22 protein-coding genes and 1 riboswitch are annotated in these 20,192 nt (G+C 50.9%); all 22 genes read left to right on the forward strand.

The genetic code is table 11. The annotated features are described in order from the left end of the window. The first annotated feature begins 172 nt into the window (after positions 1-172). Positions 173-1,288 (forward strand): alanine dehydrogenase, encoded by a 1,116-nt coding sequence (gene ald / locus AC50Y5_RS04415; RefSeq protein ID WP_056028921.1) that lies wholly within the window; start codon positions 173-175, stop codon positions 1,286-1,288. An 80-nt stretch (positions 1,289-1,368) separates the two neighbouring features. Beyond that, positions 1,369-1,602: a DUF4227 family protein gene (locus AC50Y5_RS04420; RefSeq protein WP_056028919.1), complete on the forward strand. Its 234-nt coding sequence runs from the start codon at positions 1,369-1,371 to the stop codon at positions 1,600-1,602. A gap of 107 nt (positions 1,603-1,709) precedes the next feature. After that, positions 1,710-2,600, forward strand: coding sequence for a site-specific tyrosine recombinase XerD (gene xerD / locus AC50Y5_RS04425; protein ID WP_056028917.1), 891 nt, complete (start codon positions 1,710-1,712; stop codon positions 2,598-2,600). Positions 2,601-2,735: 135 nt separating this feature from the next. Next, entirely contained in the window at positions 2,736-3,920 is a 1,185-nt protein-coding gene (deoB, locus tag AC50Y5_RS04430) for a phosphopentomutase (RefSeq protein WP_494858684.1), read from the forward strand. 101 nt (positions 3,921-4,021) lie between these two features. Further along, complete coding sequence (locus AC50Y5_RS04435; RefSeq protein WP_494858686.1) at positions 4,022-4,846, forward strand: purine-nucleoside phosphorylase; 825 nt, start codon at positions 4,022-4,024, stop codon at positions 4,844-4,846. 165 nt (positions 4,847-5,011) lie between these two features. Continuing rightward, a complete protein-coding gene (locus AC50Y5_RS04440; RefSeq protein ID WP_081418563.1) occupies positions 5,012-5,182 on the forward strand; it encodes an aspartyl-phosphate phosphatase Spo0E family protein in 171 nt (56 codons plus the stop codon). 413 nt (positions 5,183-5,595) lie between these two features. Beyond that, positions 5,596-6,810 carry a D-alanyl-D-alanine carboxypeptidase family protein gene (locus tag AC50Y5_RS04445; RefSeq protein ID WP_494858688.1) on the forward strand — a complete coding sequence of 405 codons (1,215 nt, stop codon included), beginning with the start codon at positions 5,596-5,598 and terminating at the stop codon, positions 6,808-6,810. 198 nt (positions 6,811-7,008) lie between these two features. Continuing rightward, complete coding sequence (gene spoIIAA / locus AC50Y5_RS04450) at positions 7,009-7,362, forward strand: anti-sigma F factor antagonist (protein ID WP_056028909.1); 354 nt, start codon at positions 7,009-7,011, stop codon at positions 7,360-7,362. A gap of 14 nt (positions 7,363-7,376) precedes the next feature. Continuing rightward, complete coding sequence (spoIIAB, locus tag AC50Y5_RS04455; protein WP_056032668.1) at positions 7,377-7,805, forward strand: anti-sigma F factor; 429 nt, start codon at positions 7,377-7,379, stop codon at positions 7,803-7,805. 19 nt (positions 7,806-7,824) lie between these two features. Then, positions 7,825-8,580, forward strand: coding sequence for an RNA polymerase sporulation sigma factor SigF (gene sigF, locus AC50Y5_RS04460; protein ID WP_046231980.1), 756 nt, complete (start codon positions 7,825-7,827; stop codon positions 8,578-8,580). 113 nt (positions 8,581-8,693) lie between these two features. Then, entirely contained in the window at positions 8,694-9,344 is a 651-nt protein-coding gene (locus AC50Y5_RS04465; protein WP_155972713.1) for a stage V sporulation protein AA, read from the forward strand. Continuing rightward, a complete protein-coding gene (locus AC50Y5_RS04470) occupies positions 9,337-9,765 on the forward strand; it encodes a stage V sporulation protein AB (protein WP_056028907.1) in 429 nt (142 codons plus the stop codon). Before AC50Y5_RS04465 ends, AC50Y5_RS04470 begins: the two co-directional genes overlap by 8 nt. A 59-nt stretch (positions 9,766-9,824) precedes the next feature. Next, positions 9,825-11,636, forward strand: coding sequence for a spore germination protein (locus AC50Y5_RS04475; RefSeq protein ID WP_235533013.1), 1,812 nt, complete (start codon positions 9,825-9,827; stop codon positions 11,634-11,636). Between the two features lie 116 nt (positions 11,637-11,752). Next, positions 11,753-13,084: a diaminopimelate decarboxylase gene (gene lysA, locus AC50Y5_RS04480; RefSeq protein ID WP_494858691.1), complete on the forward strand. Its 1,332-nt coding sequence runs from the start codon at positions 11,753-11,755 to the stop codon at positions 13,082-13,084. Positions 13,085-13,140: 56 nt separating this feature from the next. Then, complete coding sequence (locus AC50Y5_RS04485) at positions 13,141-13,572, forward strand: peptidylprolyl isomerase (RefSeq protein ID WP_056028903.1); 432 nt, start codon at positions 13,141-13,143, stop codon at positions 13,570-13,572. Between the two features lie 256 nt (positions 13,573-13,828). Then, positions 13,829-14,038: riboswitch (FMN riboswitch) on the forward strand. Between the two features lie 155 nt (positions 14,039-14,193). Next, complete coding sequence (gene ribD / locus AC50Y5_RS04490) at positions 14,194-15,300, forward strand: bifunctional diaminohydroxyphosphoribosylaminopyrimidine deaminase/5-amino-6-(5-phosphoribosylamino)uracil reductase RibD (RefSeq protein WP_494858693.1); 1,107 nt, start codon at positions 14,194-14,196, stop codon at positions 15,298-15,300. Positions 15,301-15,315: 15 nt separating this feature from the next. Then, entirely contained in the window at positions 15,316-16,005 is a 690-nt protein-coding gene (gene ribE, locus AC50Y5_RS04495) for a riboflavin synthase (protein WP_056028899.1), read from the forward strand. Positions 16,006-16,056: 51 nt separating this feature from the next. Continuing rightward, positions 16,057-17,307: a bifunctional 3,4-dihydroxy-2-butanone-4-phosphate synthase/GTP cyclohydrolase II gene (locus AC50Y5_RS04500; RefSeq protein WP_494858695.1), complete on the forward strand. Its 1,251-nt coding sequence runs from the start codon at positions 16,057-16,059 to the stop codon at positions 17,305-17,307. Between the two features lie 41 nt (positions 17,308-17,348). After that, on the forward strand, positions 17,349-17,819 hold the full coding sequence (gene ribH / locus AC50Y5_RS04505) for a 6,7-dimethyl-8-ribityllumazine synthase (RefSeq protein ID WP_056028895.1): 471 nt from the start codon (positions 17,349-17,351) through the stop codon (positions 17,817-17,819). Positions 17,820-17,977: 158 nt separating this feature from the next. Then, complete coding sequence (locus AC50Y5_RS04510; protein WP_056028893.1) at positions 17,978-18,757, forward strand: segregation and condensation protein A; 780 nt, start codon at positions 17,978-17,980, stop codon at positions 18,755-18,757. After that, a complete protein-coding gene (gene scpB, locus AC50Y5_RS04515) occupies positions 18,726-19,331 on the forward strand; it encodes an SMC-Scp complex subunit ScpB (RefSeq protein WP_046231988.1) in 606 nt (201 codons plus the stop codon). The genes AC50Y5_RS04510 and scpB overlap by 32 nt, the downstream gene beginning before the upstream one ends. 77 nt (positions 19,332-19,408) lie before the next feature. After that, positions 19,409-20,095 (forward strand): DUF2953 domain-containing protein, encoded by a 687-nt coding sequence (locus AC50Y5_RS04520; protein ID WP_494858697.1) that lies wholly within the window; start codon positions 19,409-19,411, stop codon positions 20,093-20,095. The last annotated feature ends 97 nt before the right edge of the window (positions 20,096-20,192 follow it).

The following is a 20,192-nucleotide window of genomic DNA, read 5'->3' on the forward strand; positions in this document are numbered from 1 at the left end:
ATTAGGCAGACATGAGACTACTTGTGTAGTGTATGGAGGAGGGCGAGGTGTGGACTGGGTATTCGTCCCCAAGTACATATTTTTTGCAGCAGATGGAAATTGTATCGCTTAGGACAAGCCTTTGACGTACAATATGGCTATATCCCCATTATTTTCTTTAGGAGGTTTTTTCATGATCATTGGCGTTCCCAAAGAAATAAAAACGAGTGAATACCGGGTAGCATTGACGCCAGCAGGCGTCACCATGCTTAAAGCAGCGGGACATCAAGTGCTAGTACAGACAGGGGCAGGAGATGGCAGCGGCTTTCAAGACGGCGATTATGCAAGCGAGGGTGCCGTAATCGTAGACTCGGCTGCTGGAGTATGGGAACGCGCAGAAATGATTATGAAAGTAAAGGAGCCTCTCCCAGAGGAATATGGATTTTTCCGCAAAGGGCAGCTTTTGTTCACCTATTTGCATCTTGCGGCTGCGCCGGAGCTGGCGAAAGCTTTAATGGACAGCGAGGTTACTGCTATAGCCTATGAAACGATTCAGCTTCAAAATGGCAGTCTGCCGCTGCTGACGCCAATGAGCGAGGTTGCAGGACGTATGGCAGTACAAGTTGGCGCCCAGTTTCTGGAGGCGTTTAACGGCGGCAGAGGTGTCCTCCTGGGCGGTGTGCCTGGGGTAGCACCGGGGGAGGTCGTCATTATCGGGGGCGGCATCGTCGGTACGAATGCCGCGAAGGTTGCGCTTGGCATGGGAGCAACCGTCGTGCTGCTTGAGCGCAGTCTTGATCGAATGCGTTACTTGGATGATATATTTGGCGGCCGCATTCAGACCGTAATGTCGAGCACGTATCATATTGCCGAGGCGGTGGCGAAGGCGGATTTGCTTATTGGCGCTGTGCTGATTCCGGGGGCGAAGGCGCCTCATCTGGTGACGGAGGAAATGGTCAAAACGATGAAAAAAGGCGCAGTCATCGTCGATGTCGCCGTTGACCAGGGCGGCTCCATTGCAACGGTTGACCGGGCTACTACGCATAAGGACCCAGTTTACGTCAAACATGGCGTCATCCATTATGCGGTAGCGAACATTCCGGGTGCTGTGCCGCGCACCTCGACCTTTGCGCTGACGAATGTCACCATGCCTTACGCGCTGCTGCTCGCAAATGACGGGCTGGCGGCGATAAAGCTCAGCGAGCCTCTGCAGAAAGGCGTCAATACGCATAGCGGCAAATTAACCTATGAGCAGGTGGCGGCGGCACTGGAACTGCCATTTACACCGATTCAAACACTGCTTGCTTGAGCATATAAGCCCCTCTCTCATCATATGGTAAAATGGGCGGGACAAACCTGCTCGCATATATAGAGAGGGGCGAGAGGCTAATGGTATTGTCTGCGCGCAAATGGTTCAGCCGCTTCGTATTTATGCTGCTGTTCATCGGTTTGTTCATCGTCGCCACTGGCGGCTATGATTGGCTCGTTGATGTCGTGTCGCCAAGCAATCCTTATGAAGTTCCGCAAGGCGAGGCCGTTAAGGCCATTTGGCATAGTACATATGAGTGGGATAATGGTAATATAGCGGATAGGCTGCGCTTTTTCTATTGGTACGGCGAATAGCTGGGCAGGATAAAAAGCTCGCCAAGCAGGATTTATGATCCTTGGTGTGGAAATACCGAAGTACGCTTTAATGGCGTGCAAAGGCTGGAAGCATGAAAGGAAACAGGATGAAATCTTTGGTGAACTCATTTATTCGTTTTTTAAGCGTGGAACGCTCCTTGTCGAAAAATACCTTGGAGTCGTACGGGCGGGATTTGCTGTTTCTACTGGATTATATGGAAAGCCAGAATATCGAGTCAGCATCGGCTGTGCAAAAGCATCATTTGGCGCATTATTTGCTGCAATTAAAGGAGGATGGGCGCAAGCCGTCTACTTTATCGCGGCACATCGTGTCGATACGCGCTTTCTTTCATTATTTGCTGGTTGAAGGTTTCATTGATCGCGACCCTTCCATCTATATTGAATCGCCGAAGCAGGAAACGAAGCCGCCGCAAATTTTATCGATGGAGCATACAAGTCTGCTGCTGGATACGCCGCAATGCGTGACGACTGCAGGAAAGCGGGACAAGGCGATGCTGGAGCTGCTGTATGCGACTGGCATGCGCGTGTCGGAGCTGATTTCGCTGGATGTGCCAAGCGTCAACCAACAGCTCGGCTTTATTCAGTGTGTAGGCAGCAACCGGAAGGAGCGTATTGTTCCATTTGGAAGAAAAGCTGCAGAAGCGCTGGAAGATTATTTGGAGCATGGGCGAGTCGGGCTGCAGCGGCACGGCAAGCAGGAGGACGCGCTCTTTTTGAATCATTTGGGGACGCGGATGACGCGGCAGGGCTTCTGGAAGACGGTCAAAAAGTATGCAAAAGAGGCCGGCATTGAAGCGGATATTACGCCGCATACGCTGCGCCATTCGTTCGCTGCCCATTTGCTCGAAAACGGCGCTGATGTGCGTACCGTACAAGCGCTGCTTGGCCACGCCGATGTTGCTACAACCCAGAAATACTCCAAACTGACAAAGGTGAAAATGAAAGATGTATACAACAGCGCGCATCCACGCGCTTGAAAGATAGCAAAGTCAGCGGCTGCTTAAGACTAGGTCAGGCAGTGCGGATGCGCACCGAATGTTGGTGGAAAGTCAAACCTTTCACATAAGCACATTGTTCTTCACCAGATATACTACCAGAAAGGTTGGGACTACATGAGTAAATTTGATCGTATTGCCGTTATTGTGCTCGACAGCGTTGGAATTGGCGAACAGCCGGATGCGGAGGCGTTCGGCGACGTTGGCTCGCATACGCTTGGGCATATCGTAGAAAGAGTAAAGGGGACAAGCCTGCCAAATTTGCGCCAGCTTGGCCTTGACCGTATTGCGCCGCTCGGCGATTGGAAGCCGGCAGAGGGACAGTCTGGCGCTTACTATGGAAAAATGCAGGAGGTATCGGTTGGCAAAGATACGATGACCGGGCATTGGGAGCTGATGGGGCTGAAGCTGACGGTCCCTTTTCAGACGTTTCCAGGCGGGTTCCCGGATGAGCTGATCGCTTTATTCGAGGAGCGCACAGGACGCAAGGTCATCGGCAATAAGCCGGCAAGCGGTACGGAAATTTTGGACGAGCTGGGCGCTGAGCAAATGGAGACGGGAGCATGGATCGTCTACACTTCTGCTGACAGTGTTTTTCAAATTGCAGCGCATGAAGGCATCATCCCGCTAGACGAACTATACCGCGCTTGCGAAATTGCGCGTGAGCTGACGATGGATGAGCGATATACGGTAGGGCGGGTTATCGCCAGACCCTATGAAGGGGAGCCGGGCGCGTTCAAGCGTACGCCTAATCGCCATGATTATGCAGTCAAGCCGCCGGAGCCTACGGTGCTTAATGCCCTGCAAGATGGCGGACTCGACACGATTTCCATCGGGAAAATCAATGATATTTTTGATGGAGAGGGCATTAATGCTTCTACGCCCACGAAGAGCAACGCTGATGGCATCGCCCGTACGATAGCTGCTTTGAAGGAGCCTTTTAAGGGCTTGCTGTTTACGAATCTCGTTGATTTTGATTCCTTGTACGGACATCGCAGAGACCCAGAAGGCTACGCCGCCGCACTAGAAGAGTTTGACCGCGCTTTGCCTGAGCTTACGCAAACGATTGGACCGCGCGATTTGCTAGTCATTACCGCAGATCACGGCAATGATCCCGTTCATCCGGGTACGGACCATACGCGGGAATATGTGCCGCTGCTGCTTTATAGCCCAGCATTCAAGCAGCCTGGACAGCTAGCGTCGCGAGCAACCTTCTCCGATTTAGGAGCGACGATTGCTGACAACTTCAATGTAAAGGCTCCGTCAAACGGCACAAGCTTTCTCGAATTGCTTGAAGCTTAATTGAATTATCTAAATTAAATAACGAACGAATGAATGAATCAACTAATGAATGAACGAATGAACTAAAGAATGAATGAACGAACGACTTGGAGGCTATAACTATGAGCGTAATTACAGCAGCACAAATTAAAGAAGCGGCATCCTACATTGCCGGACGTACGGACTTGTTGCCAGAGGTTGGCCTGATTATGGGCTCCGGTCTTGGTGTTTTAGGCGATCATTTGGAAAATCCAGTGACGATTGCGTACCACGATATTCCGCATTTCCCGGTGTCCACAGTGGAAGGCCATGCAGGAGAGCTTCTCATTGGCACCTTGTCCGGCCGGCCAGTACTATTGATGCGCGGCCGCTTTCATATGTATGAAGGCTACGGCCCAGAGCTGACGGCATTTCCGGTACGCGTAATGAAGGCGCTTGGCGTATCAACGCTGCTTGTGACGAATGCGGCTGGCGGCGTCAACCTTGCGTTTGAATCCGGCAACCTGATGCTGATTTCTGACCACCTGAACATGACAGGCAAAAACCCGCTGATTGGCCCAAATGATAACGAGCTGGGCGTTCGTTTCCCTGATATGTCGGAGGCTTACAGCAAACGACTGCGCGGTATTGCCCGTGAACTTGCGGCAAGCCAAGGGCTTGCACTAGCTGAGGGAGTATACGCTGGACTGCTCGGACCGACGTATGAAACGCCTGCGGAAATTCGCATGCTGCGCGTTTTGGGGGCAGATGCTGTCGGAATGTCGACCGTTGCGGAAGTGATAACCGCAAGACATGCGGGAATTGAAGTTCTTGGCATTTCTTGTATTACGAATATGGCTGCGGGGATTTTGGATCAGCCGCTTAACCACGAAGAGGTTATGGAGACGGCAGAGCGCGTGAAATCTCAATTTTTAGACCTTGTAAAAGGTTTGGTTCCGCTCATTTAAAGAACAGTTTACTGCTTAAGTAGTTTAAATAAGCTGGAAATTGGTGTTATTTTGTCCGCAAACTTGTAACACAATTGTAACAATTGGCTCGACTCATTGTGACAGTATTTTAAAACGCCATCGTCGTATAATGTCCGTAATTATAGAAAAATGGAGTGGAGTTAAATGGACAAGCAATTGCTCTTGGAGATGGAGAAGTTGCGCGATAAAATGGTTGAGACGGCGCTTATCAAACAAACTTTTCTTCACCGAGAGGTACTGCGGCTAAGCCAATCGCTAGACGTTTTAATCGTGCGTGCGCAGGAAGAGCGACGTACTGTTTCCAGCCATAAATAAACAGAGATAGTGGCATGAAGCGTATGTTGAGAACTGCCAAATGATGCTTAGCGAAGGCGACTGTCGCAATAAAAAGGGGTAATTAGATTTAATTGGCAAGTAATGACATAAAAAATTCAAAAACCGTTCTTGCAGGAAGCTAAAGCTTCTGCGAGGGCGGTTTTTTTTGCGAATATAAGCATTTTGGAATAATTTACATAAAAACAGGCGACACTGTGGAAGACAAGCGTAAACGGCTGAAGCCGTCCTTTGGCGGCAAAGCTTCCGTTTCGCGGGTGAAATATAAGCTCTTTTATAAGTGTAAAACTTATAAATTCTTATATTTAAATATAGCCGAATTGCGGCGAATTCCCGTGAACCGAACATTTTGCGGAGTACGGGCATGCCGCAGCTTCATAGGAGGGAATCTGTTCTTGAAAAAACTACGGAATAAACTGTGCTTATGCATCCTTGCGCTAGCTGTCTCTTTGCCAACCGCTGTATTCGCGGCAGAAGCGGCTGAGACACCGCTCTTCCCATCGCTGCCAGCAGCGGAGCAGTCCGGAAGCGCGGAGCCTCATTTGGCGCCATCGGCCCGTTCTGCCATTCTTATGGATGCGGACAGTGGAACGATTATTTACGAGAAAAGCAGCCATGATCAGCTGCCTCCGGCAAGCATCACCAAAATTATGACGATGCTGCTTATTATGGAGGCGCTGGCTGACGGCAAGCTCAAGCTGACCGACAAGGTGCAGACGAGCGAATATGCGTCTTCCATGGGCGGCTCGCAAATTTTTCTGGAGCCCGGCGAGGAAATGACCGTTGACGACATGATTAAAGGAATTGCTCTAGCCTCTGGCAATGATGCTTCTGTTGCGATGGCAGAGAAACTTGGAGGCACCGAGGAGCAATTCGTGGCGATGATGAATGAGAAAGCGAAGCAGCTCGGGCTGAAGGAAACCCATTTTGCCAATTGCAACGGCTTGCCTTCAAAGGATCATTATTCGTCGGCCCATGACATTGCGGTTATGTCGCGTGAGCTGCTCAAGCATACGAATATTACGAAATACACGGGAATGTATCAGGATTATTTGCGTAAAACGTCAGAGAAGCCATTCTGGCTCGTCAACACAAATAAGCTTGTGCGGTTCTATAGCGGTGCAGACGGCCTGAAAACCGGATTTACGAATGAAGCTAAGTTTTGCTTGTCGGCCACGGCAAGACGGGATGGGCTTCGCATCATTGCAGTCGTAATGGGCGAGCCGAATACGAAGACACGCAATACGGAAGTGTCGCAAATGTTTGATTATGCGTTTGCCCAATATATGACGCATCCGATTTTTAAAGAGGGCGATGCCATGGGCAAGGTGCATGTGGAGAAGGGCGTGGTGTCCGAGCTTGAGCTGGTCGCTCCCCATGCATACAGCGTGCTGCTCAAAAAAGGGGCAAACACGAGCGATATCCGCTATGAGCTGAAAATCGACGGCTCGCTTAAAGCGCCTGTTGCGATTGGTGCGCCGATCGGCAAGCTTCTCGTCTATCAGGGAGACAAGCTGCTGAAGGAATTCCCCGTTGATGCGCCGCAGACGATTGAACGGGCTGGATGGTGGAAAATGCTGAAGCGCTCGTTTGGCGGATTGTTCGCTTAAACCGGATTAAATCGGATTGAACAGGGTAATCTGGATTCATTCCGTGCGTTTTGCCAGAAAATAGCGAGCTTAAGCTGCATATTTTGTCACCTCTTAGGGCTCTGCTTCTAGTTTTGTCGCCGTGCAGGAAACACATGCCCCGCTGGAGAAATGCTAGTTCTATCCAAATGCACAGCTTAAAGGAGATGAACAGCAATTATGAATTTGCAAGCTGAACTGGAGCATTATCGCAATGTGCTTATTGTACGTCTGCGCGGAGAGCTGGATCATCATACAGCCGACGTCGTCAAGGTCAAGATGGAGGATGCGATTTTACGAGGAAGCAGCGACCACATCATTCTCAGCTTGAAGGATTTGCAATTCATGGACAGCTCGGGGCTTGGCGTCATTCTGGGCAGGTATAAGCAGGTGAAGGCAAGAGGCGGGAAAATGGTTGTCTGCGCCGTTAGTCCAAGCGTTCACCGGCTTTTTGAAATGTCGGGCTTGTTTAAAATTTTGGAAATTCATGATAATGAACGGATGGCGATTTCAAGTCTGGAGGTGGTATCGTGAAGCGAAGCAATGAAATGACATTAACCTTCAGCGCCCGCTCAGAGAACGAGGCTTTTGCCCGCGTAGCGGTGTCAGCCTTCGTCTCCCAGCTCGATCCGACGCTTGGGGAGCTGAATGATTTAAAGACAGCAATCTCGGAAGCGGTAACCAATGCGATTATTCACGGCTATGATAGCGACGCAGCCGGCAAAGTGACGATAGAGGGTTATATTGAAGGAGAAACGATCTCCTTGACGGTTATTGACCATGGACGCGGTATTGAAGATTTGGACTTGGCTCGCCAGCCGCTTTACACTTCCAAGCCGGAGCTTGAGCGCTCGGGCATGGGTTTTACGATCATGGAAAATTTTATGGACCGATTCGAGGTTGTCAGCGAGCTTGGCGGCGGTACGCGCGTCAGCATGCTGAAACGAATTGAATCGAAAAAAGCGCTATACAACTAGCGCATAGGGGTTGAACCTCATGGATTCCGGGTTGAAACAAACGGCTCAGCCGTATTTGGATGATGCGGAAGTAAAGCGGCTTATTGCGTTAAGCCAGTCTGGCGACACGTTGGCAAGGGACACGCTTGTAGGATGCAATATTCGTTTGGTATGGTCAGTAGTTCAACGTTTCATCAACCGGGGCTATGAGCCTGACGATCTGTTTCAGATCGGCTGTATCGGTCTGCTCAAGTCGGTTGACAAATTCGACCTTTCCTATGATGTTAAATTTTCCACCTATGCCGTGCCGATGATTATCGGTGAAATCCAGCGGTTTTTGCGAGATGACGGTACGCTTAAAGTCAGCCGCTCGCTCAAGGAAACGGCGAATAAGGTGCGCAAAATGAAAGACGAGCTTTCCAAGGTGCTGGGACGGCTGCCGACTATTAGTGAAGTAGCGGAACGGCTGGGCATTACGCCGGAGGATGTCGTATTTGCGCAGGAAGCGAATAAGCCGCCAACCTCGATTCATGAGACGGTATTTGAAAATGACGGCGATCCCATTACGCTGATGGATCAAATTGCCGATGATTCGCAGGAGCGCTGGTTCGACAAGCTTGCGCTTACCGAGGCTATCGAAGGCCTTAGCGAGCGGGAACGGCTCATCGTGTATTTGCGTTATTACCGGGACAAGACGCAATCAGAAGTAGCGAGTCGTCTAGGCATTTCACAAGTACAGGTGTCGCGTCTGGAGAAAAAAATATTGCAGTCCATCAAAGATCAAATCGCCTTGTAGGCGGTTTGATCTTTTTTTCTTGTTTTTACCTGCTGCAGCGTGACTATCTTATTCCTGTTTTTCTCATACTAAAAGGGAAACGAACCCAAGTACAGATAAAGGACTGATGACGGATGGATACGATGCAGCGGCAGCCTCTCTATTTGCGCTTGCGCAAGCGGATTGGAATACGCCCCGGGAAAGAAGTGACGCTCGGGCAGGCGGCGAGGCTGCTTGGCGAGTCCGAAGAGCAGGAACGCCGCTTGGGCCAGCTCGTTCTATATCGTCACAGCAAGCCAGACGGCAACCGCGTCGTCATCGATTTGCTGCAAATCGTCAGCCGGCTGCGGGAGCTTGAGCCAGGCTTGTCTATTGAAGCCTATGGCGATCCGCAGGTGTTGGTCATGATTGCGGACAAGCCGCCCAAGCCGCGGATTCCGCTGCTTATTTTTTCGTGGCTGCTGCTGTTTTTTGGCGCGGGTCTGGCAATTATGAACTTCCATACCGACGTCAGCATGAAGGAGGTCCATATTCGGATCGTCGAGCTGATTACCGGAGAGCATAACGAGCATCCGCTGTGGTTTCAAATTCCATATTCCTTCGGCATAGGGCTGGGCATGGTGCTGTTTTTCAACCATCTGTTCCGAAAAAGGTTCAATGAAGAGCCGAATCCGCTTGAGGTAGAGCTGTTCACCTACCAGGAAAATGTGAACGCCTACGTCATCGCCGACGAGATGCGTAAAAAAAATGATCGCCAAACCGCTCGGAGTGAGGACGATGCTTGATTGGCCGATTCATGCATTTATTGTCATGCTGGGCTTATCGGGAGGACTTGCAGTAGGCAGCGGACTGGTGGCGCTGCTAACGGTGCTGGATCTTATTCCGCGGCTTGCGCAGATCGCTTATGCCTATAGCCTGTCCATTTGGTTTGAGACGGCCGTTATAAGCGGGGCGGTCTATTGGACATTCGCAGATTTTTTCGATTGGAAGCTTTCGCTTGCAGGCATTACATCACAAATGGCTGCCGGGCTGCTGAACGGCATTTTCGTCGGCTTGCTTGCGGCGGCGCTTACGGAGGTGCTGAACGTCTTCCCCATCCTCGCCAAACGCATTCATTTGTCGGACTATTTAGTTGGCCTTGTGATGGCGATGGTGCTTGGCAAAACATTGGGATCGCTGCTGGACTGGCTTTGGTATCAATGGTAGGAAAATGGCAGAGAAATAAGATGGCAATGCTGGAGAACTGAGTGAGGTGAAGGAAGAAGATGGATAAGGATCAGGAGCAGCATAATGAACCGGGACAAGATTACAAGCACGCTAGTATTCCTGACATGATGAAGCTGGGAAATGAGCGGGGCACGGATACAGATAGGGACATCCATTCATCCGGCAAAAGAAAACGAGGCTGGCGGCAGGTGAAGGAGTTTATTCACGCCAAGCAGCTTGTTGGAGGGGAGCATCAGGAGCGACGCGAGGAGAGTAGAAGCGACCAGCAGCAAAATAGGGAGGAAGGGCAGCATGGCCACGGCCAGCCGCTGCATGCCCGTTCTAAAACGCTGGGACGAAGGAAGTCGCAAGGCAAAGGGCAGGGCAGCAAGCAAGGGCAGGATGGCCGAGAGGAACGAATACCTTCTGATTTGGATGACGTGCTGGAGCGGCTGAAAAATGAGCTTGGCTACGGCACCAGCTTCGATGTTGTCGTTCGGGAAATGATCTTCGGCGAGCGGCGGGTTGCCTTCGTGTTTATGAACGGTTTGGCAAAGGATACGCTGCAAACAGAAGTGCTTAAGCGGCTGACCTATTTGCAGCCGGACGATTTGTCATCCGATGCGCTGCATGCCTTTCTAGATATGTATGTGCCAGCGACTCAAGTTAGGTCTGAGCAGGATTGGAACAAGCTGCTGACGGGCATTCTCTCTGGGGGAACGGCGCTGTTCATCGACAAGGAAGCGACGGCGCTGCTCATTGACGCCAAAAACTACCCGGCCCGCTCGCCGGACGAGCCGAGCCTGGAGCGGGCCGTCAGGGGCAGCCGTGACGGTTTCGTCGAAACGTTGATGATGAATATATCGCTTGTACGGCGCAGACTGCGCGACCCGCAGCTTCGTTACGAGCTGGTGCAGATCGGCGAGCGAACGCAGACGGATGTCTGTATCGCCTACATTGACGATCTGGTAGACAAGGAATTGCTTAAATCCATTAAGGAAAAAATTTCGATCGTCAAGGTTGACGGCCTTCCGCTTGCCGACAAGCAGCTGGAGGAGGCGACCGTTAAACGGGGCTGGAGCCCATTCCCGCTTGTGCGTTACTCTGAGCGTCCAGACGTCGTAGCCTCACATTTGCTTGAAGGGGCAGTTGTCGTCTTCGTGGATACGTCGCCGAGCGTCATGATTTTGCCGACGACGTATTTCGATCTTATCCAGCATGTCGAGGAAAATCGCCAGACGCCGTTTATCGGTACCTATCTGCGCTGGGTACGATTTATTGGCATATTCGCCTCGCTTTTTCTGCTGCCGCTCTGGCTGCTGTTCGTTATCCATCCTGAGCTAAAGCCGCAGGCGCTGGAATTTCTCGGACCTTCAAAAACCGGCAAGCTGCCGCTGCTCGTGCAGTTTTTGCTGGCAGAGGTCGGCGTCGATCTGCTGCGCCTCGCCTCGGTGCATACACCAACTTCGCTGGCAACGGCGATGTCGCTCGTATCGGCTATTCTCATTGGGGATATTGCAGTGAAGACAGGCATTTTCGTCAACGAGGTCATTTTGTACATGTCGGTTGCGGCTATTGGCATGTTTGCGACGCCGAGCTATGAGCTGGGCCTGGCGAACCGGATTATCAGACTTGTGCTCATTACGCTTGTAGCTGCTCTCCAGGTTCCTGGCTTTATTGTCGGGACGACGGTCATCTTGCTGTTTTTGTGCATGGAGCGTTCATTCAACCGCCCTTACATGTGGCCGTTCATCCCGTTCGACTTCAGAGCGATGATGAGTATTATTTTCCGGACGCCCGTGCTGCAAAATCGCAAGCGGCCCAATCTGCTGCGGCCGCAGCAGCTCGATAAAATGCCTAAAACGGAGTGAAATCGGAAAAAATGCAAATGACATGTTAAATTATCCATTACGCTTGCGGGTAGATTACGATATACTGTTGCTATTGGTGCAAATCGAATCTATTCACGTATGGAGGAATAATAACAATGTACTTGCATGGAACGAGCAAAGTTAATGCCCAGGGGCATTTGGAAATCGGTGGCTGCGATGTAACGGAGCTGGCGAAAGAATATGGTACGCCGCTATATATTGTCGATGAGGCGCTTGTGCGTAAGCGTGCGAATGAATATGTGACTGCTTTTCAACAATCCGGCCTGCAATTCCAAGTGGCCTATGCAAGCAAAGCATTCAGCACAATGGCCATGTGTGCGCTTGCCGAGCAGGAAAACCTGTCACTTGACGTCGTTTCCGACGGAGAGCTTCATACGGCGCTGAAAGCGGGCTTCCCGGCAGCGCGCATCCACTTTCACGGCAACAATAAATCGCCGGATGAAATCAACATGGCGCTTGATGCAGGCATCGGCTGCTTCGTAGTAGACAATTCTATTGAGCTTAAAGTGCTTAATGCGCTGGCGAAGGACAAAGGCTTGACAGTTAAAATTTTGCTGCGGATTACGCCGGGTGTTGAGGCGCATACGCATGACTATATTTCCACAGGCCAACAGGATTCCAAGTTCGGCTTCGACTTGACGAATGGCGCGGCTAAGCAGGCGATTAAAGAAGCGATGGAGCTGTCCAATCTGGATGTGCTTGGCGTTCATTCCCACATCGGCTCGCAAATTTTTGAAGTAGACGGCTTCCAGATGGCTGTTGAGAAAATGTCGGCGTTTGCGATTGAAATTCGCCAAGACCTTGGCTTGACGTTCCAGGTTATCAACCTTGGCGGCGGCTTCGGCATCCGTTATGTTGACGGAGATACCCCGCTTCCAGTTGCTCATTACGTGGCAGCGATTACGGATACGCTTATTTCCAGCTTTACGGCAGCGGATTTCCCGCTTCCTGAAATTTGGGTTGAGCCAGGCCGCAGCATGGTTGGCGATGCAGGCACAACGCTTTATACCGTTGGAACGAGCAAAGAAATTCCAGGCGTGCGCAAATATATCGCTGTAGACGGCGGCATGATGGATAACCCGCGTCCGGCGCTTTATCAATCCGTTTATGAAGCGATGCTTGCGAATCGTGCGAACGATGCGAACGAAGAGACCGTTACCGTAGCGGGCAAAGCTTGCGAAAGCGGCGACAAGCTCATTATTGATCTGGAATTGCCGAAAGCAAACAGCGGCGATCTGCTTGCAGTATTTTGCACAGGCGCTTATAATTATTCGATGGCGAGCAACTACAACCGTTTCCGCCGTCCAGCCGTCGTATTTGTCAAAGATGGTGTGTCTGATCTCGTCGTTCAGCGCGAATCTTTGGACAATATTGTCGGCAATGACTTGCTTCCGGCAAGACTTCGCAAAACAGCCCTTGCGAAATAAGGGTTAAATTTGGTAACGTAGTCTTATTCGGATATAGAAAGGTAGATGTTTAATAGATGGCAAAACAAGCGAAAATTACAATGGCAAACGGAGCAGAGGTTATTATTGACCTTTTTGATCAAGATGCGCCTAACACAGTTGCAAACTTTGAGAAGCTTGCAAACGATGGTTTTTATAACGGTTTGACTTTCCACCGTGTAATCCCGGGCTTCGTTGCTCAAGGCGGCTGCCCTACAGGCAACGGCACTGGCGGACCTGGCTACACAATCAACTGTGAAATCAACCCGAACAAGCATGAGCGCGGTACGCTTGCAATGGCGCATGCTGGACGCAACACAGGCGGAAGCCAATTCTACATCGGCTATGCTCCACAGCCGCATCTGGATGGCGGACACACTGTATTTGGCAAAGTCGCTAAAGGCATGGAGCATGTTGACACGTTCCGCCAAGGCGAAAAAATGGAAAAAGTTGAAATTGTAACGGTTTAATCGTTGCGGGAAGGCCGCTTGTTTTTCCGATTGGTCGGAAAACAAGCGGTTTTTTTATAAAAGAATGGGACAGCATGACTGCTAACCTGAGAATCAGAATCGAAATTTCTTGCTTTTTCAATTTTGCGGTGGTAACATTTCATCAGAGTTACATTTTAAAAGTAAGTGACTCAAGGTGAAACGGCTGTTGCCATCCTCTGGCGGCATTATAAGTGGAAAACTTATAAATTCTTATATTTTAAAAAATAATACAGTGACTTTCCTTCGGGGTCGGGTGAAATTCCCAACCGGCGGTGATCAGGAGGCTGTCTAAGCGCTTTGAACGATGAAGCGACTAGCTGCTGCCTGTCAGTCCGTGACCCGTGTACAATCCATTCAGAGCGTGTGAGCGCATGAGTGGTTTGTATATGGCTGACCTGGTGCAATTCCGGGACCGACAGTATAGTCTGGATGGGAGAAGGAGACACTTTCAAGGCGTGATTTCATGCTTATTTGCTTGCACTTTTTTTTCGCTGGGCAATTAGGTCTGTTAAAATCGATTATTTGTGTACTTGAAAGCGGGTCTCTAAGATATACTCTCATCTCCGTTGGCTATGTTGCTAATGGAGGTTTTTTGCGTTCATGGATATTTTGAATGACAGTTATTATATGAGCTTGGCACTGGATATGGCGGAGAAAGCGGCTGGACAGACGGATATTAATCCCGTCGTCGGCTGCGTCGTTGTAAAGGATGGCCGGATTATCGGACTTGGCACGCATCTCAAGCGGGGAACCGGGCATGCCGAGGTGCATGCGCTGCAAATGGCGGGAGAAGAAGCGGAAGGCGCCACCGCTTATGTGACGCTGGAGCCTTGCAGCCATTTTGGCAAGACGCCTCCTTGCTGCGAACGGCTCATCGATGCCAAGGTCGCACGGGTAGTCGTGGCTACGACCGATCCGAATCCGCAGGTAGCTGGGCGTGGCCTTGAACGGCTGAAGGAATGCGGCATTGAGGTTGAAGTGGGCCTTCTAGGAGAACGCTCCAACCAAATGAATGAGAAATTCAACAAATACATTACGACGAAGCTGCCGTTTGTCACCCTTAAGACAGCGAGCACGCTCGACGGCAAAATCGCTTCCCGCACCGGCGACAGCAGATGGGTAACGGGCAGTGCGGCAAGGGAGCAGGTGCACACGCTGCGCCATCAGCATATGGGCATTATGGTCGGTATCGGCACCGTGCTTGCCGATGACCCGCAGCTGACGACGAGAGCGGACGTTCCGGCGCTGCATCCGGTGCGTATTGTCATCGACAGCAGCCTGAAGCTGCCGCTCACCGCGCGTGTGGTGACGGATCGGACGGCAAGGACGATCGTCATCGCAACTGAGCAGGCGGATGATGCCAAGGCGCAGGAGCTGCTGGCAGCTGGCGTCGAGCTCATTCGGGCAGGCACTGGCAAGCAGGTGGATTTGCCGCAAGCGATGAGAAAGCTTGGAGAGCTGGAAATCGGTTCTGTTTTGCTGGAAGGTGGCGGCAAGCTTAATGGCGCAATGCTGACAGCCGGACTCATCGATAAAATCATGCTTTATATGGCACCTAAAATCATCGGCGGGGCAGCCGCTCCCGGCACCTTTGATTTTGAAGGCTTCGAGAAAATGGCACAGGCTATTGAGCTGGAGCGTATGCAGGTGGAACAAGCGGGAGCTGATATTTGCATTAGCGGCTACCCTGTCTATCGCGATGTTTAGAGAGGAGGGCTGGCCGTGTTTACAGGTCTGATTGAAGAAGTCGGTAAGTTGAAACGGGTGGTCAAGCAGGGTGAGGCTATGGTAGTAACGATTGCTGCTTCCCGCGTTCTCGAAGGCGTAGCGCTGGGTGACAGCATAGCGGTAAACGGCGTTTGTCTGACAGTCATCTCCTTTACAGGCAGCACCTTTGATGCCGATGTAATGCCAGAAACGTACCGGCGCTCCAATCTTCACCAGCTGAAGCCCGGGGAGCAGGTCAACCTGGAGCGGGCGATGCTGGCAGGAGGGCGCTTCGGCGGTCATATGGTGCAGGGGCATATTGACGGTACAGGCATCATTGCCAAAAGGGAAACCGACGCTAATGCTGTCATATTCAGCATAAAGCTCCATGATGCGGCAACGCTGAAATATGTCATTCCTAAAGGTTCGATCGCTATTGATGGCATCAGCTTGACGGTTGTCGGGACGAATGATTCTGGCTTCTCGGTATCGGTCATCCCACATACGCTGGGAGAAACGGCATTACTGGATAAGCGCATAGGCGATTCGGTTAATATCGAATGCGATATGATTGGCAAATATGTGGAGCATTTGCTGCATTTCAAGCCAGCACGCGAGGCTGGTGCGGCTTCCGGTGGCAAAGCCGGCAAGGCTGGCGGAGCAAAGCTGAGCGCTGCTTTTTTAAGTGAAAATGGATTTATGTAATAACCAGGTAGTGGCTAGTTGAAGTGGTGAATGATCAGGGAGGGAAGCTTTATGGGACAGCAGGATCAGCCTTTAGAGAAATCTTTGTTCAATACGATTGAGGAAGCGCTTGAGGATTTGCTGCTTGGCAAGCCCGTTATCGTTGTAGATGATGAGGATCGGGAAAATGAGGGCGACCTCATTGCGCTGGCCTCCATGGCGACGCCTGAAGTCATCAATTTTATGATTACAAAGGCGCGGGGGCTTGTGTGTGTTCCGATTACCGCAGAGCGGGCGGAGCAATTGGAGCTGCCGCCGATGGTAGCGCGCAACACGGATTTTCATGGAACGGCGTTTACCGTTTCCGTTGACCATATCTCCACAACGACCGGCATCTCTGCGCATGAGCGCTCCGAGACGGTCAAGTCGCTCATTGACCCGAACACGAAGGCGGCAGATTTCCGCAAGCCGGGCCACATTTTCCCGCTAATTGCGAAAGATGGCGGTGTGCTCAGACGGGCAGGCCATACAGAGGCAGGTATCGATCTGGCCCTGATGTGCGGCTCGGAACCGGCAGCGGTCATTTGCGAGGTCATTAATGAAGATGGCACGATGGCAAGATTGCCGGATCTCGTGGCGTTTAAGCATGAGCATGATCTCAAGCTTATTACAATCCAAGAGCTGATTATATACCGCAATGCGAAGGAAAAGCTCGTCGAGCGTGTCGTTGAGGTTAATATGCCAACGGATTTCGGCGATTTTAAAGCGATTGGTTTTACGAATGATGTAGACGGCAAGGAGCATGTTGCTTTTGTCAAAGGCGAGATTGATCCAGAAACTCCGCTGCTTGTGCGCGTGCACTCGGAATGCTTGACGGGCGATGTGTTCCATTCGCATCGTTGTGATTGCGGGCCGCAGCTTGCGGCAGCGCTGTCGCAAATTGAGGAAGCGGGCAATGGCGTGCTGCTCTATATGCGCCAGGAAGGACGCGGAATCGGTCTGATCAACAAGCTGAAAGCTTATGTGCTTCAGGAGCAGGGGCTGGATACGGTCGATGCCAATTTGCAGCTTGGATTTGCGCCGGACTTGCGGGACTACGGTATTGGCGCACAAATTTTGCGCGATCTCGGCATTCGCAAAATGCGCCTGCTCACCAACAACCCGCGCAAAATTAAAGGGCTGGAAGGCTATGGCCTTGAAGTCACCGAGCGTGTGCCGATTCAAATGGAAGCGAATAAGGACAATGATCGTTATTTGCGGACGAAGCAGGCGAAGCTGGGCCATCTGTTCGATTTTCAGGATCAAAACCAGGAACAACAGTAATATTAAAAATATTATAAAAACCATTTGGGAGGAATTTAATTATGCCGCATGTATATGAGGGACATTTAGTATCGGAAGGCTTGCGTTACGGAATCGTTGTTGGAAGGTTTAACGAATTTATTGCCGGCAAGCTGCTGAGCGGAGCGCTTGATGCGTTTAAACGCCATGGCGCTTTGGATAATGAGGTTGAGGTTGCTTGGGTGCCAGGAGCTTTTGAAATTCCGCTTATCGCGCAAAAAATGGCAGAGAGCGGCAAATACGATGCGGTTATTACGCTTGGCGCCGTTATTAGAGGATCAACGCCGCATTTTGATTATGTGTGCAATGAGGCGGCCAAAGGGGTAGCGGCTGTTGGCTTGAAAACGGGCGTACCGACGATTTTTGGCGTATTGACGGTTGATTCCATCGAGCAAGCGATTGAACGCGCAGGAACAAAAGCTGGAAATAAAGGGTATGAAGCAGCTGCTAGTGCAATAGAGATGGCTAATTTGACAAAATTGCTGCATAATTAAGCTTAAGGCTTGCAGCTCGCGAGATGGGCCTCTGAGAAGAGGCCTTTCTATATTTTCAGCGTAACGGATGGATGCCGCTAGTGTGTGTTGGCAGCAGCTGTTTACGCTTACGGGTGGCGCAACGATTTTATCGGAAGATTAGTCGGGAGGAAATGGCAGTGTCAGTGCTTTACAAGCTGGAATCTTTCGAAGGGCCTCTGGATTTGCTGCTGCATTTGATTGATAAAGCAGAAATCGATATTCATGAGGTATCGATCAATGAGATTACAGATCAGTATATGGACTATTTGAACGCAATGACGGAGATGGAGCTTGAGGTGACCAGCGAGTTTTTGGTGATGGCAGCTACGCTGCTGGCCATCAAGAGCAGGCAGCTGCTGCCGAAGCCGCCCGTGTTTGAGGAAGAATATGAGGACTGGCCGGATGATGGCCTTGATCCTCGTGATGAGCTCATTCAGAAGCTCGTGGAATACCGCAAATTCAAGCAAATTGCCGAGCAGCTGCGCGAGAAGGAAACGCAGCGGAGCCTCGTTTTTTCGCGTGAGCCGGAGGACATGACCCCCTTTTTGCAGGAGCAGGACATTAACCCGCTTGAGGGCCTGCATGTGTCTGATCTGGTAGCGGCTTTTCAGCGTGCGCTCAAAAAGGCAGCGAGGCGCCAATTTGTGGCGACCGTGCAGCGGGACGAAATTTCCGTAAAGGATCGGATTCGCGACATTGTTGAAGTACTGCGGCAGTATGAGACGGTGCAGTTTTCAAAGCTGATTCGTGAAAATATGGACAAGCATGAAATCGTCGTAACGTTTTTGGCGATTTTGGAGTTGATGAAGATGAAGCATATTCGTTGTTTTCAGCATCAGCTGTTTGATGATATTGTCATTCATTGGAGAGGGGATGCAGAGGACAGTGGATTATCAGAAGTTGAAGTCGATTATTGAGGGCCTGCTGTTCATGGCAGGAGATGAAGGACTGACGAAGCGGCAAATTGCTGATATTATGCAGTTTGATGCCGAGCTTGCTGCCGATTTGGTGTATGAGCTGCACCGGGATTTGGCGCGTGAGGAGCGGGGCGTTCAGGTAACGGAGGTTGCTGGTGCTTATCGGTTGACGACGCATCCTGATCACGCAGCTTATTTTGAGCGGATGGCCTATACGCCAACACGTTCGCAGCTGTCGCAGGCAGCGCTGGAGACGTTATCAATCGTTGCCTACCGCCAGCCGATTACCCGAATTGATATCGAGGAAATTCGCGGTGTCAAAACCGATAGAGCAATTCAGTCGCTCGTCTCTAAAGATTTAATTGAAGAGGTGGGCCGCGCGGAAGCAATAGGACGTCCTATTTTGTACGGCACGACCAAAGCGTTCCTCGATTATTTCGGCTTGTCGAGCATTAAAGCTTTGCCAGAGCCGAAGCACATCGATGTAGAAGACGCCCTTGAAGAACAGACGCAAATGCTGTTTGAACGCATCGGCGAGCGGCAAATGACCATTGACGAGATTCCGCCGAATTAATCAAGCTTGCAGAGAATGAGATTTGACCGCCGGGTCATACTATATTCAATCCATAATAGGAAAACGGAGGAAGCAAAATGCCCGGAAACCTTTACGGCTTGATGACGGCGGCAGGTCTCTTTTTTTTGTTCTTATTGCTGCTGGCCCTTGCTTCGCCGGTGCGTGTATATGGAAAGCTGACTAGGAAGGGCGAGCTTGACCATATCGATGTGCGAATTGTAGGGCTGTACGGGCTGCTGCACTATAAGGTGAAGATCCCGCAGATGAAATTGCAGGGGGCCATGATTCGGCTGCATGAGCAAATTAGTACCAACCGTGCGGGCGTACAGCATTCCAAAGAGCAGCAGGGGAAAATTGACGCCGAAAATGTACAGCGGTTTATAGAAAAACTGAAGCATGCGGTGGAAGTTACCGATAATTTGCGAGGCTGGGTCAAGCAGCTGCTGAAAAAGGTGCAATTGACCGAATGGAAATGGTCGACAACGGTAGGCGTTGGAGACGCGATGTGGACGGCCATGACGACGGGGGCAGTATGGTCGATTAAAACGACGATGCTGGGCGTCATTTCACAATTCGTGCTGCTTAAAGCCGATCCGGTGCTCCAGGTGCAGCCGGTATACCAAGGAACTTATTTTCAGACGGAATGGCATTGTACGGCTAAGCTCAGCATGTTCCATGCGGTGAGATCTTGGCTGGCTTTGCTGCTGAGACTCAAAAAAGGCTCGCACGGCATTCATGTGTGGCACCAAATATTGTTTAAATAATGGATGAGCATAGCTAAATATTTCATGGGCAAGCAAAACCACCTCCTTCAAAAGGGGCGTGGTTTTGCTTTTTTTTAATTACATACAATACGCGGCC

This window comes from Paenibacillus sp. JT22N7, assembly GCF_059383875.1.

Excerpts from the sequence above, each read along its gene's own strand:
- ald (WP_056028921.1), top strand. The coding sequence starts at position 173 with ATGATCATTGGCGTTCCCAAAGAAATAAAAACGAGTGAATACCGGGTA.
- AC50Y5_RS04420 (WP_056028919.1), top strand. The coding sequence starts at position 1,369 with ATGGTATTGTCTGCGCGCAAATGGTTCAGCCGCTTCGTATTTATGCTG.
- xerD (WP_056028917.1), top strand. The coding sequence starts at position 1,710 with ATGAAATCTTTGGTGAACTCATTTATTCGTTTTTTAAGCGTGGAACGC.
- deoB (WP_494858684.1), top strand. The coding sequence starts at position 2,736 with ATGAGTAAATTTGATCGTATTGCCGTTATTGTGCTCGACAGCGTTGGA.
- AC50Y5_RS04435 (WP_494858686.1), top strand. The coding sequence starts at position 4,022 with ATGAGCGTAATTACAGCAGCACAAATTAAAGAAGCGGCATCCTACATT.
- AC50Y5_RS04440 (WP_081418563.1), top strand. The coding sequence starts at position 5,012 with ATGGACAAGCAATTGCTCTTGGAGATGGAGAAGTTGCGCGATAAAATG.
- spoIIAA (WP_056028909.1), top strand. The coding sequence starts at position 7,009 with ATGAATTTGCAAGCTGAACTGGAGCATTATCGCAATGTGCTTATTGTA.
- spoIIAB (WP_056032668.1), top strand. The coding sequence starts at position 7,377 with ATGACATTAACCTTCAGCGCCCGCTCAGAGAACGAGGCTTTTGCCCGC.
- sigF (WP_046231980.1), top strand. The coding sequence starts at position 7,825 with ATGGATTCCGGGTTGAAACAAACGGCTCAGCCGTATTTGGATGATGCG.
- AC50Y5_RS04465 (WP_155972713.1), top strand. The coding sequence starts at position 8,694 with ATGGATACGATGCAGCGGCAGCCTCTCTATTTGCGCTTGCGCAAGCGG.
- AC50Y5_RS04470 (WP_056028907.1), top strand. The coding sequence starts at position 9,337 with ATGCTTGATTGGCCGATTCATGCATTTATTGTCATGCTGGGCTTATCG.
- AC50Y5_RS04475 (WP_235533013.1), top strand. The coding sequence starts at position 9,825 with ATGGATAAGGATCAGGAGCAGCATAATGAACCGGGACAAGATTACAAG.
- lysA (WP_494858691.1), top strand. The coding sequence starts at position 11,753 with ATGTACTTGCATGGAACGAGCAAAGTTAATGCCCAGGGGCATTTGGAA.
- AC50Y5_RS04485 (WP_056028903.1), top strand. The coding sequence starts at position 13,141 with ATGGCAAAACAAGCGAAAATTACAATGGCAAACGGAGCAGAGGTTATT.
- ribD (WP_494858693.1), top strand. The coding sequence starts at position 14,194 with ATGGATATTTTGAATGACAGTTATTATATGAGCTTGGCACTGGATATG.
- AC50Y5_RS04500 (WP_494858695.1), top strand. The coding sequence starts at position 16,057 with ATGGGACAGCAGGATCAGCCTTTAGAGAAATCTTTGTTCAATACGATT.
- ribH (WP_056028895.1), top strand. The coding sequence starts at position 17,349 with ATGCCGCATGTATATGAGGGACATTTAGTATCGGAAGGCTTGCGTTAC.
- AC50Y5_RS04520 (WP_494858697.1), top strand. The coding sequence starts at position 19,409 with ATGCCCGGAAACCTTTACGGCTTGATGACGGCGGCAGGTCTCTTTTTT.